Annotated in this window: 15 protein-coding genes; 9 read left to right on the top strand and 6 right to left on the bottom strand. The window is 68.9% G+C overall.

Annotation, left to right across the window (positions count from 1 at the left end; genetic code table 11):
* The first annotated feature begins 104 nt into the window (after positions 1–104).
* The 7 genes from phnD to AC07PR_RS17325 all read left to right on the top strand — a co-directional run bounded on the left by phnD (position 105) and on the right by AC07PR_RS17325 (position 6,344).
* On the top strand, positions 105–1,007 hold the full coding sequence (phnD, locus tag AC07PR_RS17355) for a phosphonate ABC transporter substrate-binding protein (RefSeq protein WP_495136016.1): 903 nt from the start codon (positions 105–107) through the stop codon (positions 1,005–1,007).
* Entirely contained in the window at positions 1,004–1,813 is an 810-nt protein-coding gene (gene phnC, locus AC07PR_RS17350) for a phosphonate ABC transporter ATP-binding protein (protein ID WP_495136015.1), read from the top strand. The genes phnD and phnC overlap by 4 nt, the downstream gene beginning before the upstream one ends.
* A 5-nt stretch (positions 1,814–1,818) precedes the next feature.
* Positions 1,819–2,655 (top strand): phosphonate ABC transporter, permease protein PhnE, encoded by an 837-nt coding sequence (gene phnE / locus AC07PR_RS17345; protein WP_495136264.1) that lies wholly within the window; start codon positions 1,819–1,821, stop codon positions 2,653–2,655.
* A 22-nt stretch (positions 2,656–2,677) separates the two neighbouring features.
* Positions 2,678–3,775, top strand: coding sequence for an iron-containing alcohol dehydrogenase PsrA (psrA, locus tag AC07PR_RS17340; RefSeq protein ID WP_495136014.1), 1,098 nt, complete (start codon positions 2,678–2,680; stop codon positions 3,773–3,775).
* Complete coding sequence (gene phnX, locus AC07PR_RS17335) at positions 3,772–4,590, top strand: phosphonoacetaldehyde hydrolase (RefSeq protein WP_483107702.1); 819 nt, start codon at positions 3,772–3,774, stop codon at positions 4,588–4,590. The genes psrA and phnX overlap by 4 nt, the downstream gene beginning before the upstream one ends.
* A gap of 45 nt (positions 4,591–4,635) precedes the next feature.
* Entirely contained in the window at positions 4,636–5,274 is a 639-nt protein-coding gene (locus tag AC07PR_RS17330; protein ID WP_495136013.1) for a glutathione S-transferase family protein, read from the top strand.
* Positions 5,275–5,432: 158 nt separating this feature from the next.
* Positions 5,433–6,344 carry an NAD(P)-dependent oxidoreductase gene (locus AC07PR_RS17325; RefSeq protein WP_377161758.1) on the top strand — a complete coding sequence of 304 codons (912 nt, stop codon included), beginning with the start codon at positions 5,433–5,435 and terminating at the stop codon, positions 6,342–6,344.
* Here AC07PR_RS17325 and AC07PR_RS17320 read toward each other — a convergent pair.
* A complete protein-coding gene (locus tag AC07PR_RS17320) occupies positions 6,331–7,221 on the bottom strand; it encodes an aldo/keto reductase family oxidoreductase (RefSeq protein WP_495136012.1) in 891 nt (296 codons plus the stop codon). The genes AC07PR_RS17325 and AC07PR_RS17320 overlap by 14 nt on opposite strands.
* 155 nt (positions 7,222–7,376) lie before the next feature.
* Between AC07PR_RS17320 and AC07PR_RS17315 the strand changes: the two genes are divergently transcribed.
* Positions 7,377–8,312 carry a LysR family transcriptional regulator gene (locus tag AC07PR_RS17315; protein WP_377160560.1) on the top strand — a complete coding sequence of 312 codons (936 nt, stop codon included), beginning with the start codon at positions 7,377–7,379 and terminating at the stop codon, positions 8,310–8,312.
* A gap of 382 nt (positions 8,313–8,694) precedes the next feature.
* On the opposite strand, the gene fur is transcribed toward AC07PR_RS17315, so the two are convergent.
* From fur to AC07PR_RS17295, 4 genes are all read right to left on the bottom strand, one after another.
* The gene (gene fur / locus AC07PR_RS17310) at positions 8,695–9,156 is read right to left on the bottom strand and encodes a ferric iron uptake transcriptional regulator (RefSeq protein ID WP_377160562.1); all 462 of its coding nucleotides are present in this window, start codon (positions 9,154–9,156) and stop codon (positions 8,695–8,697) included.
* Between the two features lie 31 nt (positions 9,157–9,187).
* A complete protein-coding gene (locus tag AC07PR_RS17305; RefSeq protein WP_495136263.1) occupies positions 9,188–10,381 on the bottom strand; it encodes a PepSY-associated TM helix domain-containing protein in 1,194 nt (397 codons plus the stop codon).
* Positions 10,382–10,394: 13 nt separating this feature from the next.
* Positions 10,395–10,586 carry a hypothetical protein gene (locus tag AC07PR_RS17300; protein WP_377160564.1) on the bottom strand — a complete coding sequence of 64 codons (192 nt, stop codon included), beginning with the start codon at positions 10,584–10,586 and terminating at the stop codon, positions 10,395–10,397.
* 104 nt (positions 10,587–10,690) lie between these two features.
* Positions 10,691–12,415: an FAD-dependent oxidoreductase gene (locus AC07PR_RS17295; RefSeq protein ID WP_377160566.1), complete on the bottom strand. Its 1,725-nt coding sequence runs from the start codon at positions 12,413–12,415 to the stop codon at positions 10,691–10,693.
* A 135-nt stretch (positions 12,416–12,550) separates the two neighbouring features.
* Here AC07PR_RS17295 and AC07PR_RS17290 point away from each other — a divergent pair, with 135 nt between their 5' ends.
* Positions 12,551–13,042 carry an acyl-CoA thioesterase gene (locus tag AC07PR_RS17290; RefSeq protein WP_377160568.1) on the top strand — a complete coding sequence of 164 codons (492 nt, stop codon included), beginning with the start codon at positions 12,551–12,553 and terminating at the stop codon, positions 13,040–13,042.
* Positions 13,043–13,072: 30 nt separating this feature from the next.
* On the opposite strand, the gene AC07PR_RS17285 is transcribed toward AC07PR_RS17290, so the two are convergent.
* Complete coding sequence (locus tag AC07PR_RS17285) at positions 13,073–14,137, bottom strand: DUF3626 domain-containing protein (RefSeq protein WP_495136011.1); 1,065 nt, start codon at positions 14,135–14,137, stop codon at positions 13,073–13,075.
* Positions 14,138–14,220 lie beyond the last annotated feature (83 nt).

The raw sequence follows: 14,220 nt of genomic DNA, 5'->3' as shown, positions 1-14,220 counted from the left end.
CACCTCAATGGTTTGATCATGAATTCAACATGGCATCGATGGATGTCCTGTCATGTTGGATTCATAGAGTGGCGGCATCCGCTCACCACTCCCTGGATGCCGCCATGCGCCACGTCCCCCACGCCCCCCATGCCCGCTCGTCCGCTCTCCGCCGCGCCCTCCTGGTCGCTGCCGTCGCCGTCGCGGCGGGGCTGCCGGCCGTTTCTTCCGCCCAGCAGCAGACGCTGACGATCGGCCTGATCCCGGCCGAGGACTCGCAGGCAATGATCGAATCCAGCCGCCAGGTGCTGGACGCGCTGCAGCAGCAACTCGGCATGACGGTGAAGCCCTTCGTCGCCACCGACTACAACGGCGTCATCGAGGCGCTGCGCTCGAAGAAGCTGGACGTGGCCTACCTCGGTCCGTTCTCGTACGTGCTGGCCAGCTCGGTCGCGAACGTCGAGGCCTTCTCGGTCGCGGTCACGAAGAAGACCGGCCAGAGCGCCTACAAGAGCGTGATCCTCGCCCGCAAGGACAGCGGCGTGCACACGGTCGCCGAGTTGAAGGGGAAGAACTTCGCCTTCGTCGATCCGAGCTCCGCCTCCGGCCATCTGTTCCCGAAGGCCGGCCTGCAGCAGGCGGGCTACGACCCGGACGCGCTGTTCGGCCGCGTGCTGTTCTCCGGCTCGCATGACGCCAGCATCCTGGCGGTCGCCAACAAGAAGGTTGACGCGGCCGCCGTCGCCGACCGCATCTTCGCCAGCGCCGTCGCCAAGGGCACGGTGAAGCAGGACGACTTCGTCGTGCTGTGGTCGTCCAAGCCCATCCCCGAATCGCCGATGGTCTGGCGCAAGGACCTCGATCCCGCGCTGAAGGACAAGCTCGCCAAGGCGCTGGCCAACCTGAAAGACGTGAAGTGGGGCGACCAGGGCGTGCTCAACGGCTTCCAGCCGACCAACGACGCCGCCTACGACGTCGTCCGCGACACGGCCAAGGTGCTCAAGCTCGACCTGCGGAGCATGAAGTGATCACGCTGCGCGGCGTCACCAAGCGCTTCGGCGACAACGCCGTGCTGCGCGGCGTGGACCTGGATGCGAAGGCCGGCGAGTTCCTCGTCGTGCTCGGCCCGTCGGGCGCGGGCAAGTCCACGCTGCTGCGCTGCATGAACCGGCTGGCGCAGCCGGACGCCGGCGCGATGACGATCGCGGGCCTGGACGCGATGTCCGGCTCGCGCGCGGCCGATCTGCGCGAACTGCGACGCCGCGTCGCGATGGTGTTCCAGCATCACCACGTGGTGCCGCGCCTGAGCGTGGTGAAGAACGTGCTGACGGGGCGGCTCGGCGCAGTGTCGACCTGGAGCTCGGTGCTGCAGCTGTTCCGCGCCGCGGACGTGACGCTGGCGTTGGAGTGCCTGGATCGCGTCGGCCTCGCGCACAAGGCGCAGGAGCGCACCGACTCGCTGTCCGGCGGGCAGATGCAGCGTGTGGGCATCGCCCGCGCGCTGGCGCAGCGCCCGCAGGTGATCCTTGCCGACGAGCCCGTCGCCAGCCTGGATCCGCACACCGCGCGCCAGGCGCTCGGCTATCTGAAGCAGGCGTGCCGCGAGCTCGGCATCACCGTCGTCTGCAACCTTCACCAGGTCGATTACGCAAAGGAATTCGGCGACCGCATCGTCGGGCTGTCCCAGGGTCGGGTCTTGTTCGACCGGTTGCCGGGCGAGCTGTCCGATGCGGAGCTTCATGAGCTCTACGCCGGTCGCGCCGGCCGCGCCGGTAACACCGGCCTGCAGCTCATCGAGCCCGTGGCGGTCGAAGAGGAAAGGAAAACCGCATGACGACGATGAATGCCGTCGACCGTGCCGCCGCCGACCGCTATCGCTGGCTGGTCGGCCTGCCCACGACGCCGGGCGGCTGGACGAAGCTGCTGGCCGCGATGGTGCTGGGCCTGTGGGCGCTGCAGTGGAGCGCCAGCGGCGCGCAGCTGAGTCCGTCGGAGCTCGCGAACGGCCTGCCGCAGATCGCCGACTTCCTGAGCCGCACGTGGCCGCCGGACTGGCGCATCCTCGACCGGCTCTGGGCGCCGGCGCTGGAGACGATCCAGATCGCGGTGTGGGGCACGCTGCTGGGCGCGGTCGCCGCGGTGCCGGTGTCCTTCCTCGCGGCGCGCAACCTGCAGGGGCCGCGCTGGCTGTACCAGCTCACGCGGCAGGGCCTGAACGTGACGCGCAGCATCAACGAGCTGATCCTGGCGCTGGTGTTCGTGTCGGCGGTGGGACTGGGGCCGTTCCCCGGCGTGCTGGCTTTGGCGGTGCACGGCGCGGGGATGCTCGGCAAGTTCTTCGCCGAGGCGATCGAGGAGATCGACCAGGGGCCGCTCGAGGCGCTGCGCGCCACCGGCGCCCGGCCGCTGCAGGTGATCGTCTTCGGCGTGCTGCCGCAGGTGGTGACCGCGTGGATCGCCGTCGTGCTGTACCGCTTCGAGGTCAACCTGCGCTCGGCGACGGTGCTGGGCATGGTCGGCGCGGGCGGGCTGGGTTTCGAGCTCGTGGGCAGCCTCAAGCTGTTCAAGTACCCCGAGACCGCGACCTGCATCATCGTGATCACCGTGATGGTGGTCGCCGCGGACTTCGTGTCGAGCCAGTTGCGCCGCGCGATCCAGGACAGCGGCCGGCATTGAGAACGAGGACAACGACGTGAACGTGTGGAAGTTTCACAACCCGGTCGACGTGCGGGCCGGCATCGGCGCGCTGGAACTGTTGCCCGACCTGGTCGGCGAGCGCGATGCGCTGCTGATCGCCTTTCCGGAGGCGGAGCCGCTGGGGCTGGTTGGTCGGGTGAGGGCGATGCTCGGCGACCGCCTGGTGGCGGTGGAGACCGACATCTCCCCGAACCCCGATGTCCGCTGGCTCGCGCCGCTGTACGAGCGCCTGTGGCGCGACCACGGCGGCGCGCGCTGCGTGATCGCGCTGGGCGGCGGCAGCAGCATCGACGCGGCGAAGGCGATGCTCACCGCCACACCGTCGGGCCGCTTCGACGAACTGCTCGACCATCTGGTCGATCCGAAGGCGGCACCGCTGACGGTGAACGGTCCGCATCGCGCGCTGATCGCGATCCCGACGACCGCGGGCACCGGCAGCGAGGTCACGCCCTGGGCCACGCTGTGGGACGCGGGGCGCTCGCGCAAGCATTCGCTGCACCTGCCGTGGACCTGGCCGGAAGCCGCCCTCGTCGACCCGTCGCTGATGGTCAGCCTGCCCGCGGGCGCCACGCTGGCCAGCGGCCTGGACGCGCTGTCGCATGCGCTGGAGTCGCTGTGGAACGTGCATCGCAACCCGGTGTCGTCCAGCCTCGCGGCGAGCGCCGCGCGCGCCATCGTTGCCACGCTGCCCGCGCTGCTGCGCGAGCCGCGCCGGCTCGACCTGCGCGAAGCGCTCGCGATCGCCGCACTGCAGGCGGGCATGGCCTTCTCCAACACGAAAACGGCGCTGGCGCACTCCTTGTCCTACGACATCACGTTGACGCGCGGCACCGTGCACGGCATCGCGTGCTCGTTCAGCCTGCCGCGCGTGATGCGGCTGGCCTTCGGGCGCGACGCGGCGCTGGATGCGCAACTGCTGGCGATCTTCGACGCGGCCGATGCCGACGGCGCGGTCGCCGCGCTGGAGCATTTCCTCGACGCGCTCGGCGTCTCCACCGATCCCGCCGACTACGGCATCGCGCCCGCCGACTGGGACGCGCGCGTCGAACAGGCGCTGCGCGGTCCGCGCGGTCGCAACTTCATCAAGGCCTACGCATGAACACGCTCTATCCCCATCTCCAGGCGGTCATCTTCGACTGGGCCGGCACGCTGGTCGACCATGGCTCGCTGGCGCCGACGCAGATCTTCGTCGACGCGTTCGCGACCTTCGGCATCACGCTGACGCTCGACGAGGCGCGCGGCCCGATGGGCCTGTCCAAGCGCGATCACATCCGCACGCTGCTCGAGGACGCGTCGCTGCAGGCGCAATGGCAGGCGCGCTTCGGCCGCCCGTCGACCGCCGCCGACATCGACGCGATCTACGAGCGCTTCATGCCGATGCAGATCGAGAAGGTCGGGCGCTACTCGCAGCCGATTCCCGGCGCGGTCGAGATGCTGGCCGCGCTGCGTCGTGCGGGGTTGAAGATCGGCTCCTGCTCGGGCTATCCGCGCCAGGTGCTGGACGTGCTGCTGCCGCAGGCGAAGGCCGACGGCATCGCGGCGGACCACGTCGTCGCCGGCGACGAGCTGGCCGCCGGTGGCCGGCCGGGCCCCTTCATGGCGCTGGCGAACGTGCTGGCGCTGGGCATCGGCGACGTGCGCGCCTGCGTGAAGGTCGACGACACGACGCCGGGCATCGAGGAAGGCCGCCGCGCCGGCATGTGGACCGTCGGCCTCAGCCTGTCGGGCAATGAGACGGGCCTGACCTTGGCGCAACTGCAGGCGCTGCCGGATGCCGAAGTCGTGGCGAAGCGCGCCGCCGCCACACAGCGCCTCACGGCGGCGGGCGCGCATCTGGTGATCGACTCGGTTGCCGACTTGCCGAAGGCGCTGGCTGAGATCGATGCGAGGATGGCGCGCGGATTGACGCCCTGAGGCGCTTCCCCTCCAATGCCTGCTTCCTTCTTCGGGACGCAAGACATGGCTTGGACTCTCTTCGGATCGGCCGCCTCCGGATCGACCGCGGTGGAAGCGGCGCTGACGCTGCTCGGCATTGATTTCGACCTGATCGAGGGCGCGACGTGGGAGGCCGAGGCCGCCCGGGTGCGCGTGGGCGCGGCCAATCCGATGCGGCAGATCCCGACGCTGGTCGATGCCGACGGCCGCGTGATGACCGAGAGCGCCGCGATCCTGATCCACCTCGCCGACACGCATCCGCAGGCGCGGCTCGCGCCGGCGATCGACGATCCGCGGCGCGCGGAGTTCCTGCGCTGGATGGTGTTCGTGTCGTCGGCGATCTATTCGCTGCACTGGATCAAGCCGGACGTGACCCGCATCGGCGCGCGGCCCGATCAGCGCGACCAGGTGGTCGACGCGGTGCATGACCGCATCGCGTTCTGCTGGGGCGTCATGGACGCGCAGATGACGCCGGGACGCTACCTGCTCGGGGACGAGCTGTCGGTGCTGGACTTGTACGTGACGGTGGTGTCGCGCTTCGGGCCGTGGCGGGAGCGCTTCTACGAAGTCGCGCCGACGATGTCCCCGATCGTCCGCCACGTCGACGCCGACCCGCGCCTGCAGGACTTCTGGGCGGCGCGTTTTCCGCTCGACGAGGATTGACCTTCACGGCGTGCGAAGCGCGTGCGCGCCCTGGCAGGCGCGCGCGATGGCGCTCCTATCATCGACGGCGAATTCCCTGACTCCATGAGGTCGCCGTGTCCGTCAACCCTTCGTCCGCCAGTCCCTCGTCCGGTTCCCCCCGTCGATTGCTCGTCCTGATGCCGACGGCGGAAGAACATCTGGCGCAGTTCCGCGCGCGCTACGACGTGATCTACGCGCCGACGGCCGAAGCGCGCGCGAAGGCGGTCGCCGAGCACGGCGCCGACATCGAGATCGTCCTGACCATCGGCGCTGTCGGCCTGCGCGCCGACGAGATCGCGGCGATGCCCAAGCTCCGCGCCGCCGCGGCGCAGGGGGCCGGTTACGAGGCGATCGACCTGGCCGCCGCCAAGGCGCGTGGCCTCACGTTGTGGAACGGTGCGGGCACCAACGATTCATGCGTGGCCGATCACGCGATGGCGCTGCTGCTGGCCTCCGTGCGCGCGCTGCCGCAGCAGGAGCAGGCCCTGCGCGCCGGACTGTGGCGCGACGCGCTGCCGCTGCGTCCGAGCGTCAACGGGCGCAAGCTCGGCATCCTCGGCATGGGCACGATCGGACTGCGCATCGCCAGGCGCGCGCTGGCCTTCGACATGGAGGTCGGTTATCACAACCGTCGCGAGCGCAACGACTCGCTGGGCTGCCAGTACTTCGGCTCGGCGCTCGAGCTGGCGCAGTGGGCGGACTTCCTGATCGTCGCCGCGCCGGGCGGCCCGACCACGAAGCACATCGTCAACGCCGAGGTGCTGAAGGCGCTCGGCCCTCAGGGGCACGTCGTCAACATCGCCCGCGGCAGCCTGGTCGACACGGCCGCGTTGGCTGCGGCCTTGGCGGCCGGCGAACTCGGCGGCGCGGCGCTCGACGTCTACGAATCGGAGCCGAAGCCGCCGGAGGCGCTGCTCGGTTTCCCGAACGTGATCCTCACGCCGCACATCGCGGGCTGGTCGCCGGAGTCGGTGCAAGCCACGGTCGACCTGTTCCTCGAGAACGCCCGGCGCTGGGAAGCCGGCGAGCCGGTGCTCACCCCGCTGTAGTCGACATCGCGTCCAGCCGCGCCACGGCGTCGGCGGGAAGCGTCAGCGAGGCCGCCTGCAGGTTCTGCCCCAGGTGATCGACCGACGAGGTGCCCGGGATGAGCACGAGGTTGGGCGAGCGCTGCAGCAGCCAGGCCAGCGCCACCTGCATCGGCGTCGCGCCGAGTTCGGCGGCGACGGCCGACAGCGTCTCCGACTGAAGCGGCGAGAAGCCCCCGAGCGGGAAGAACGGCACGAAGGCGATGCCTTGCCCCGCCAATTGATCGAGCAGCGCGTCGTCGTTGCGGTGCGCCAGGTTGTACTGGTTCTGGACGCAGACGATCTCGACGATCTTGCGGGCATCGGCGACCTGACGTGCCGTCGCGTTGCTCAGGCCGATGTGGCGGATCAGGCCTTGCCGCTGAAGCTCGGCCAGTGCGGTCAGCTGCGGCTCCAGCGAGCCTTCCGCCGGGCCGTGCACGTCGATCATGCTGCGCAGGTTGACGACGTCGAGCACGTCCAGGCCCAGGTTCCGGAGGTTGTCGTGGACCTGCTGCGTCAGGGCCTCGGCCGACTGCGCGGGTTGCCAGGAGGCGTCCTCGCCGCGCCGGGCGCCGACCTTGGTGACGATCGTCAGGCTGTCGCGATAGGGGTGGAGCGCCTCGCGAATGATCTGGTTGGTGACATGCGGGCCGTAGAAATCGCTGGTGTCGATGTGATCGACGCCGAGCGCGACGGCTTCTCGCAGCACGGCGACGGCGGCGGCGCGGTCCTTCGGCGGCCCGAAGACGCCGGGCCCGGCCAGTTGCATCGCGCCGTAGCCGACGCGCGTTACCGTGCGGGTGCCCAGCTTGAACGTGCCGGCCTGGTCGAGGAGGCGGGAAGGGGTGTTGCTCATGGGGGGAATCCTTCAATGCTTCGGAGGGAGTTCGGGAGAACGTCGAATGAACTTCGGGGGAGATCGGCGACGTCGTGGAAGGACTGTAGGCAGCGCGCGGTCGTACGATAAGGGGATCGAATCTGCACGGGCTGTGCGAAATCAAGGACAGTGAGATGGAACTGGGCGATCTGTCGGCCTTCCTCGCCGTGGCGCGATCGGGCGGCTTCCGGGAGGCTTCGCGGCAGTCGGGCATGAGTCCGTCAGGACTGAGCGAGGCGGTGCGTCGGCTGGAGACCAGGCTCGGCGTCCGGCTGCTGCATCGGAGCACCCGCAGCGTCGCGCCGACCGAAGCCGGTGCACGCCTGCTGGACCGACTCGGACCCGCACTGGGCGAGGTCGAGGCGGCACTCGACGTCGTCAACGGTTTCCGCGAGCGGCCGGCCGGCACGCTGCGGCTCAATGTGCCGGCGAGTGCCGCGCGGCTCGTGCTGCCCAAGATCGTCCCGGCATTCCTGAAGGCGTACCCGGACATCAAGCTCGACATCACCGTCGAGGAGAGCTTTGTCGACGTCCTCGCCGCCGGCTGCGATGCCGGCATCCGCTATGAGGAGCGGCTGGAGCAGGACATGATCGCAGTGCCTATCGGCCCGCGGACGCAACGCATGGTCACGGCGGCATCGCCGGCCTACCTCGCCGAGCACGGCCAGCCGGCACATCCGCGTGACCTGCTCGCCCACCGCTGCCTGCGAGGCCGCTTCCCGAGCGGAACGATGCCCGCCTACGAGTTCCAGCGCGAAGGCGAAGTCGTCACCGTCGATCCCGACGGTCCGATGATCGTGCGCCTGGGCGGCGGCCTGGACCTGGCGATCGACGTGGCGGTCGCGGGTGGCGGCGTCATCCAGACCTTCGAGGATTGGGTGCGACCGCACCTGGACAGCGGCGCGCTCGTGCCGGTACTCGAGGACTGGTGGGTGTCCTTCAGCGGTCCGTTCCTCTACTACCCGGGCCGGCGCTACCTGCCCGCGCCGTTGCGTGCCTTCGTCGACTTCGTGAAGGACGGACAGGCTGCACCGGATGGATGGGGCGGACAAAAAAAGTCCGCCGCTTGAGCAACGTCCAGGACCGGGGTCAGGCGTTGCTCAAGTCGAGCGGACGAAAGGTGTGAGAACTGAAAATGGCCCCTCGAAGCAGGGACCGTGGCTCCGCGAACGGAACGCTGGAGGCGAAGGGCTCGCCAGGCTGAGCTAGGATCTCAACCCAGCAGGCCCGTCGCCAGTCCGAGGCAGGACATGACGCCGATGCAGACCACCCAGGCATCCGCGTTGTTCAACGAAGACCAGACCGTTTGCTTGAGCATCTGCATGACCATCTCCTGCTGCAGCCGGGTTGGCTGCGATGGATGGAAATATACTGTATGCCCATACAGTATTCAACAGGGAAGCGCCGGATTGTGCGCGCCTTGCGACAGACGCCTCGGATTCAGCCGGCCCTTCAACGGTGGCGCTTCGCCCGGCACTCCGGGTTCGAGCACAGCCCGTACAGCGCGAGCGCATGCTCGACCAGCTCGTAGCCCCGCTCTTCGGCGATCTCGCGCTGACGCTGCTCGATGCCGGCGTCGTAGAACTCCTCCACCCGGCCGCAGGCCAGGCACACCATGTGGTCATGGTGCTGGGCGGAGTTGAGCTCGAACACCGCCTTGCCCGATTCGAAGTGCTGCCGCGCCAGCAGCCCCGCCTCGACGAACTGCATCAGCACCCGGTAGACGGTCGCCAGGCCGATGTCCGCGCCGTCGAGCAGCAGCGCGCGGTAGACGTCCTCGGCGCTGAGGTGGCGCTGGTCCGATTGCTCGAAGATCTGCAGCACCTTGATGCGCGGCAGGGTGGCCTTCAGGCCGCTGGATTGCAGGCTCTCGATCTGGTGCTTGGGGGAATCGGGCTTGTGCGAGTCAGGCATGTGCGGTGAGTGTGATCGTGCGGACTGGCGATCAGGCGGCCGCGGTTTCGGGATTCTTGGCGTCGTCCAGGTCGTCGGCGGTCGAGGCCGACGCGCCCTTCGCGCCCTTCTTGTCTGTCCTGGCGCCCTGCGGCTTGCGCACCCACAGGTAGAGGCCGCTGCCGAGCACGACGATGGTCGCCACGTCCAGCAGCGCCCACAGGATCTTCATCGGCATGCCGCCGTAGTCGCCGAAGTGCAGCGGCTGCGACACCAGCAGCGCCGTCAGGTACCACGGCAGCGCCGGTGCCGCCGTGAGCTGCGAGGTCTTCGCGTCGATCAGCAGCGGCTGCAGCAGCTTCGACGTCAACGGCGTCGTGCCCTTCAGAAAGAAGGTGTTGTGGTGCGGGCTCGAGAAGGCGGTGCCGGGGAACGCGATGAACGAGACCTTGCGCTGGGCGCCGACCTGCATCGCCGTGTCCAGCGACCCCTGCAGCGGCGCGCGCTCGGCAGCGGTGAGCAGCGGCTGGTCCTTGTACGGCGCCAGCAGCGCGGTGACCTTGTCGTACTGCCAGTACTGCACCAGCAGCTCCGCCCAGGTGTTGATCATCCCGGTCGCACCGACGACGAAGCACCACACCAGCGTCACGATGCCGACCAGGTTGTGCAGGTCCAGCCACTTCACGCGCGTCGAGCGGTTCTTGCGCACGGCGCCGAAGTCGAGCTTGCGCATGAACGGCGCGTAGAGCACCACGCCGCTGACCAGCGCGATCAGCAGCAGCAGGCCCATCAGGCCGAGGAAGAGCTTGCCCGGCAGACCCGCGAACAGGTCGACGTGCAGCCGGAACATCAGGTCCATGAAACCTTCGCCGATGCGGTACTCGCGCACCGCCAGGCCCGTTCGGGCATCGACGGCGACCGACTTGAACTGATCGGTCGGCGCCGGCGTCGGGGCCAGCGTGAACCACCACAGGCGCGGGTCGTCTTCGTTCTCGCCGGCGTACTGGATCACCATCGTCGGATGGACCGCGTTGGCCGCCTTGGCCATCACGTCCAGCGACACGCGCTGCTTGTCCATCGCGGCGGGCAGTTCGGGCGCCTCGATCTCGTCGCCGAGCAGGTGACCGATCTCGTGATGGAAGATCAGCGGCAGGCCGGTCAGGCACAGCAGCAGCATGAACAGCGTGCAGACCAGGCTCGTCCACTTGTGAAGCCAGGTCCAGACGCGGATGGCGCGCGAGCTCAGCATCGTCGTGTCCTCAGGCCTTGCGTTGGGAGCGCTGCGGCCGCCACGCGTACCAGGCGATGACCGCCACCGGCACGCCCAGACCGACCCAGGACCAGGCGTCGCCCCAGTCGTCCGACACCAGCGCGGTGAGCAGGCCGGAGGTGCTCAGCAGGCCCAGCGCGATCGGCCAGGCCCAGAGACGGCGGGATTCGGGAGACAGCATCGGACGGCGCCCAGTTTGCAAATAACAATTATTCGCATTCTATGGCGAAGCGCCGCTCCGGAAAGGGGGCGTCAGCGGGAATCGGCGGGGGGGCCCCGCCTGCCTCAGGCCGTCACGCGAGCCACGGCGGCAGGGCTGAGGCGCTCGGCGCGCGCCGCGTCCTGGCGGGCCAGGTACTGGTGGATGCTGGCGACGACCTGTGCGCCTTCGCCGATCGCGCCGCCGACGCGCTTCACCGAACCCGAACGCACGTCGCCGACCGCGAACACGCCGGGGATGCTGGATTCCAGCGGCTCCGGCTTGTACTCGGACAGCGGGCAGGCGCAGGCGCGGCCGGTGATGATGAAGCCGGCCTGGTCGAGCTCCAGGCCGCATTCGGCGATCAGGCCGGTCTCCGGCTCGGCGCCGATGAACATGAAGAGGTGCTGCAGCGCCAGTCTGCGTTCCTGGCCGTTGCGGCGGTCGCGCCAGCTCACGGCTTCCAGCGCGTCCCCGCCTTCGAGCTGGCAGAGCTCCTGGTGCGGCAGCAGTTCGATGTTGGCCGTGCCCTGGATGCGGTCGATCAGGTAGCGCGACATCGTCGCCGCCAGCCCCGGACCGCGGATCAGCATGATGACCTTCGCCGCGTGGTTGGCGAGGAACACCGCCGCCTGTCCCGCCGAGTTCCCGCCGCCGACAATGACCACCGTCTGCCGGCTGCAGATGCGGGCCTCGATCGGCGAGGCCCAGTACCAGACGCCGCGGCCCTCGAAGCGGGTCAACTCCTCGATATTGGGCCGCCGGTAGCGCGCGCCGGTGGCGATCACCGCGGTGCGGGCGCGCACCTTGCGGCCGTCCTCGAGCGACAGGTGGAGTTCGTCCTCCATGCCTTGCCGCTCGCAGCTCATCTGCATGACCTTCGCGGGGATCAGCATGTCCGCGCCGAACTTCTGGGCCTGGACGAAGGCCCGGCCCGCCAGCGCCTGGCCGGAGATGCCGGTCGGGAAGCCGAGGTAGTTCTCGATCCGCGAACTCGCGCCCGCCTGGCCGCCGAACGAGCGGCAGTCCAGCACCAGCACCGACAGCCCCTCGGACGCCGCGTACACGGCCGACGAGAGGCCCGCTGGGCCGGCGCCGATGATGGCGACGTCGTACAGCTCGGTCCGCTCGCGCATGTCGACGATGCCCATGCAGCGCGCGACTTCATCGTCCGTCGGATCGACCAGGACCTCGCCGCCGGGGCAGATGACCAGCATCTGCACGCCCTCGGTCATGTACTGGTCGGCGAGGGCCTTGGCGTCCTCGTTCTGGTCGGGCTCCAGCTGCTGGTGCGGGTAGCCGTTGCGGCCCAGGAAGCTGCGCAGCCGCATCACCGGCGCGGACTTGCCCCGGCCGATCAGCGTCGCACCGCTGGCGCCGGCCTCGATCAGCCCGACGCGGCGCAGGATGAAGGCGCGGGTCAGGCGCTCGCCCAGATCGGCCTCGCCGATCAGCAGCGCGCGCAGTTGCGGCGGGCTGACGTCGACGGCCTCGACCTCGGTCTCTGCGATCGCATCGATGAAGGAGGGCCGGCCGCTGAGCTGGCCGACCTCGCCGAGGAAACCGCCGGGCCCGTGCCGGTGGATCGGCGTCACGTGGCCGAGGCTGTCGCGCTGCGACACGGTGATCTCGCCGCTGAGGATCAGGATCATGCCCATGCCGGTGTCGCCGGCGCGGACGACCCACTCGCCTTGGGAATAACGCCGGAACCGGCCGAAACGCGCGACGCGCGCGATGTCGGCGACGCCGAGCGCGGGGAACATCTGGGCACCGCGCGTGTCGACGATGCTGGGCTGCTGGACCTGGACCATGGAACCTCCTGGCATCCACCCTAACCGACGCGCGTGTCAGCGGCAAGCGCCATAAGAGGGAACCTCGGGGCCCCAGGAGTCTGGCACCATGGCGGCCACTCCCTCACTCCCTGATCCGATGCCGGATCCCGCGCCATGGACCTGCCTTCCCATCAACTCACGATGACCGTGCTGATGACGCCGGACATGGCCAACTTCTCCGGCAACGTGCACGGCGGCACCATCCTGAAGCTGCTCGACCAGGTCGCGTACGCCTGCGCCAGCCGCTATGCGGGCCGCTACACGGTGACGCTGTCGGTGGACCAGGTGATGTTCCGCCAGCCGATCCATGTCGGCGAGCTGGTCAGCTTCCTGGCGACGGTGAACTACGCCGGCACCTCGTCGATGGAGATCGGCATCAAGGTCGTCACCGAGAACATCCGCGACCAGGTCGTGCGCCACGCCAACAGCTGCTTCTTCACGATGGTGGCGGTCGGCGAGGACGGGCGCCCCGTGCCGGTGCCCACGCGCACGCCGACGACCCCGGACGAGCAGCGCCGCTGGGACGCGGCGCTGGAGCGCAAGAAGCTGCGTCAGGAATTGCAGAAGCGCCACGACGAGCTGCGCAGCTCGTCGCTGCCGGGCTGAGCACCGGACCCGTCGCCTTTCGCGGGAACTTCAGTCCACGATGAAGAAGCGCCGGCCCAACTGGCGGTTCCGCTTCTCCATCGCCTTGAGCAACGCGTCCCGCCGTGACTCGGGCTGCAACTGCTCAAGCTCCGACCGACAGATGTGGATCTCCTTCACATCGCGGTCCAGCTTCAGCCGGCCATGGATCTGCGCCTCGATGTAGCCGTGTTTCTTGCCTTTGCCGTAGCGGGCCGGCACCTTGCCGACGATACCGGCGGCGGCGTCTTTCAATGTGGTCAGGCAGTTGTAGCCGACCTCGTTGTTCTGGGCGTGGACGATCAGGCGGGGAAAATGGTGCCAGGTGCAGACACGCTCCGGCTTCACCATTCTGCTCCTCGATGGCGACAGGTCGCGAGCGAATGAATCGACCGACGAAAACGTGCTGACGTGCTTCATGTGCTCGGCCAGAACGAGGTAGGACTTCCCGTAAGCCTGAGCCCCTCCGCGCGGTGACTTCAGGAAATCCACCGCGCAATAGAGTGGGCGGCTGGTCCACTGGAACGAAGGATTGCCGCCGTCTCCGCCGTTGGCGGAGCGGTATTGTCCAAAGTCGCGGTAGGCGCTCCTGGCCAGCGTCTCGTGCATGCCCAGGGCCTGCTCCTCGAGCTTCGCGCGTTGCGGAACGTAGTCGGGGCGCTTTTGTATCTGGCCTGAGCGGGCGAAGCAGTTGAGGTACTCGCCACCGGAGCCGGGCGCCATGAACTCGAGCAGCCGCTCGAGCGGCATGTTGATGGTGAGCCGCGCGTCTTGCAGCACCGCGGTCATCTTGTCCAGCAGCACCTGGGCCTGCGCTGGCGCCACGCCGGTCTGGCGAAGCCGGCGCAGCGCCGCATCCCGGTCCTGTTCAAGCGTGTGCTCGCAGTCGTCGAATACCTGCCGCAGGAAGTCCGCCCTGAAGAACTGTCCGAGGATCTCGCGATGCTCGTGGCCCAGTGTCTCCAGTAACCGTCGCTCGAACGGTGGTTCGCCCGGAGTCTGTTCGGGCTGCTGGATATCGCTGTCGTTGGAAGGGAAGCCGGAGCCTGATGCGCCAGGGAATTTGACCGGAGGCATGCGCTCTCCCGATGGGGGAAAGCGATGTCAGTTGACAGACGCGCCGATCAGTTCGCCTGTCGATCTGAATTCAGGAACGCCCC

Source organism: Roseateles sp. GW821-FHT09H11 (genome assembly GCF_059415845.1).
This window is presented reverse-complemented; position numbering and strand designations above follow the sequence as displayed.

What these genes read in the sequence shown, in the direction of transcription:
- AC07PR_RS17330 (WP_495136013.1), top strand. Translation starts at nt 4,636, where the DNA reads ATGGCTTGGACTCTCTTCGGATCGGCCGCCTCCGGATCGACCGCGGTG.
- AC07PR_RS17320 (WP_495136012.1), bottom strand. Translation starts at nt 7,221, where the DNA reads ATGAGCAACACCCCTTCCCGCCTCCTCGACCAGGCCGGCACGTTCAAG.
- AC07PR_RS17285 (WP_495136011.1), bottom strand. Translation starts at nt 14,137, where the DNA reads ATGCCTCCGGTCAAATTCCCTGGCGCATCAGGCTCCGGCTTCCCTTCC.
- AC07PR_RS17300 (WP_377160564.1), bottom strand. Translation starts at nt 10,586, where the DNA reads ATGCTGTCTCCCGAATCCCGCCGTCTCTGGGCCTGGCCGATCGCGCTG.
- AC07PR_RS17325 (WP_377161758.1), top strand. Translation starts at nt 5,433, where the DNA reads ATGCCGACGGCGGAAGAACATCTGGCGCAGTTCCGCGCGCGCTACGAC.
- phnX (WP_483107702.1), top strand. Translation starts at nt 3,772, where the DNA reads ATGAACACGCTCTATCCCCATCTCCAGGCGGTCATCTTCGACTGGGCC.
- AC07PR_RS17290 (WP_377160568.1), top strand. Translation starts at nt 12,551, where the DNA reads ATGGACCTGCCTTCCCATCAACTCACGATGACCGTGCTGATGACGCCG.
- AC07PR_RS17315 (WP_377160560.1), top strand. Translation starts at nt 7,377, where the DNA reads ATGGAACTGGGCGATCTGTCGGCCTTCCTCGCCGTGGCGCGATCGGGC.
- fur (WP_377160562.1), bottom strand. Translation starts at nt 9,156, where the DNA reads ATGCCTGACTCGCACAAGCCCGATTCCCCCAAGCACCAGATCGAGAGC.
- phnD (WP_495136016.1), top strand. Translation starts at nt 105, where the DNA reads ATGCGCCACGTCCCCCACGCCCCCCATGCCCGCTCGTCCGCTCTCCGC.
- phnE (WP_495136264.1), top strand. Translation starts at nt 1,819, where the DNA reads ATGAATGCCGTCGACCGTGCCGCCGCCGACCGCTATCGCTGGCTGGTC.
- AC07PR_RS17295 (WP_377160566.1), bottom strand. Translation starts at nt 12,415, where the DNA reads ATGGTCCAGGTCCAGCAGCCCAGCATCGTCGACACGCGCGGTGCCCAG.